Annotated in this window: 3 protein-coding genes; 2 read left to right on the forward strand and 1 reads right to left on the reverse strand. The window is 74.2% G+C overall.

Annotated features, from left to right (window positions below; genetic code table 11):
- Positions 1 to 31 precede the first annotated feature (31 nt).
- Positions 32 to 670: a class I SAM-dependent methyltransferase gene (locus tag IFT36_RS15840; RefSeq protein WP_200413640.1), complete on the forward strand. Its 639-nt coding sequence runs from the start codon at positions 32 to 34 to the stop codon at positions 668 to 670.
- Here the strand turns inward: IFT36_RS15840 and IFT36_RS15845 are convergent.
- Entirely contained in the window at positions 654 to 1217 is a 564-nt protein-coding gene (locus tag IFT36_RS15845) for a hypothetical protein (RefSeq protein ID WP_200413641.1), read from the reverse strand. The two genes, IFT36_RS15840 and IFT36_RS15845, sit on opposite strands and share 17 nt — an antisense overlap.
- A 166-nt stretch (positions 1218 to 1383) precedes the next feature.
- On the opposite strand from IFT36_RS15845, the gene IFT36_RS15850 reads away from it, so the two are divergent.
- Positions 1384 to 2152: DNA-formamidopyrimidine glycosylase family protein (locus tag IFT36_RS15850; protein WP_200413642.1), on the forward strand; the 769-nt coding region annotated here is incomplete at its 3' end.

Raw genomic sequence — 2152 nt, forward strand, 5'->3', positions numbered from 1 at the left:
GCCCCGAGCCACGACTCCTAGGCTGCGGGGCATGACATCCGACGTCGGGGAGCGCTACGCCGCGCGCGCCCGCGAGTACGTCGACCACCTCGGCTCGATGACGTCGGTGCACCCCGCCGACGAACACCTGGTGACGTCCTGGGCGACGACGGTAGAGGGCCCCGTGCTCGACGCGGGCTGCGGGCCGGGCCACTGGTCTGGGCACCTCGCCGCGCGGGGCGTCCGCGTGCGTGGTCTCGACCGGGTCCCGGCCTTCGTCGAGCACGCGCGCCGCACCCACCCGGACGTCTCGTTCGGCCTGGGCGACGTCGACGCCCTGCCGTACGAGCCGGGCGAGTTCGCAGGAGTCCTCGCCTGGTACTCGCTGATCCACCACGACCCGGGCAGCATCCGGCGCCCCCTCCGCGAGTTCGCCCGCGTGCTCCGGCCGGGCGGCGGGCTGCTCGTCGGGTTCTTCACCGGGTCGACCGGGTCGACCGTCGAACCGTTCGACCACGCGATCACGACCGCGTGGCGCTGGGCACCCGACCTCCTCGCGGACGAACTGCGCGCCACCGGGTTCGACGTGCTCGAGACCCACACCCGCACGGGACCGCCGTCCGGGCCGAGGCCCCACGGTGCGATCATCGCCCGACTCGCTCAGGGTGAGACCGTCAGCCCAGCCCCTTGATGTGGGTCTCGATCGCCATGAGGACGGCGCGGTGCGAGTCGAACGAAGTCGCCCAATCGTCGACGAGCAGGCCGTGGTCGGCGCCGTCGACCGTGACGAGGCCCGCACGGGTCTCGAGCCCCCGCGCCGGCTGCCACATCGAGTCGGCCCCTCCGCCCACGGCGAGGTGTGACGAGGAGGCGCGGGTCAACGCATCGAGGACCACGGGCTCGGTGAGCACCGGCGTCAACCACACCCCTGCGACACCGTGTCCGACGGCCCACGGCAACGCGAGGGTGCCGAACGACTTCGCGAGGACGAGGTCGACGCGACCGTCGACGGCCTCCGCGGCATCCTGCAGCCGCTCCTCGACGACGGGCCGCGAGTCGTCGGCCGTCAGATCTCGGGCATCCCACTCGACGGCCTCGACTCGCCAACCGAGCTGCCGCAGCATCAACGCAGGCCAGTAGAGCAGCGGCGCCTTGACCCCGTACCCGGTACCCGGGAGGAGCACCGCGACGGGGCACGACGTTCCTGTCGACGGCCCGGACGAGGTGGGTGAGCTCATGGGCCGAGGCTAAGGCAGACGACCGATCGTGGTGATGCCAGCGTGTCCCCGTGTCGGGGTCGCACCACCGTCGGGTCGTCGAACCACGGGACACGGTGGTTCGACGACGCGTCGGCGGTGCGACTCCCGCGTGACCGGCCCGGGGCACGCCGGGTAGCATCGCGGCATGCCGGAGGGTGACAGCGTCCACCTGCTGGCCGCGCGCCTCCGTCCCTCGCTCGTCGGGCGTGTCGTCGTCGACGGCGAGCTGCGGTCGGGCGGCCGGGCGGGCGAGTCGCTCGCCGGTCGGCGCGTCGTCGAGGTCGACACCCACGGCAAGCACCTGCTGACCCGCTTCGACGACGCCACCACCCTGCACACGCACCTGCGCATGCAGGGGTCGTGGACGCTCACGCGCCCCGGCCGCGTCCTGCCGTCCCGGCTGCAGCGGCAGGTGCGGGTGCGTGCCCGGCTCGACGACGGCCACACCCTCTGGGGCGTCGACCTGCCGGTCGTCGACCTGGTGCCGACCCGGGACGAGCACGCGCTGGTCGGCCACCTGGGCCCCGACCCGCTGCGCCCCGACTGGGACCCCGAGGAGGCGCGACGTCGCCTGGCCGCACTCCCCGACGTCACGGTCCGTGCCGCCCTGCTCGACCAAGGTCCGATGGCCGGCCTCGGCAACCTCTGGGTCAACGAGGTGGGCTACCTGCGTGGCCTGCACCCGGCCTCCCCGATCGGCGAGGTCGACCTGGCGAAGCTCGTCGACGTGGCCGCCCGCGCCCTGCGCTTCTCGGTCTCGACGCCCGGCGCCTACCAGGTCACGACGGGCCGGACGCGCCGGGGCGAGACGCACTGGGTAGTCGGCCGGGCCGGACGCCCGTGCCTGCGCTGCGGCACCCGCGTCGAGGCGCGCGACGACCCTCCCACGCCGGACGGCCGCACGCGGCGGGCCT

Source organism: Frigoribacterium sp. CFBP 13605 (genome assembly GCF_014839405.1).
Taxonomy (GTDB): Bacteria; Actinomycetota; Actinomycetes; order Actinomycetales; family Microbacteriaceae; genus Frigoribacterium.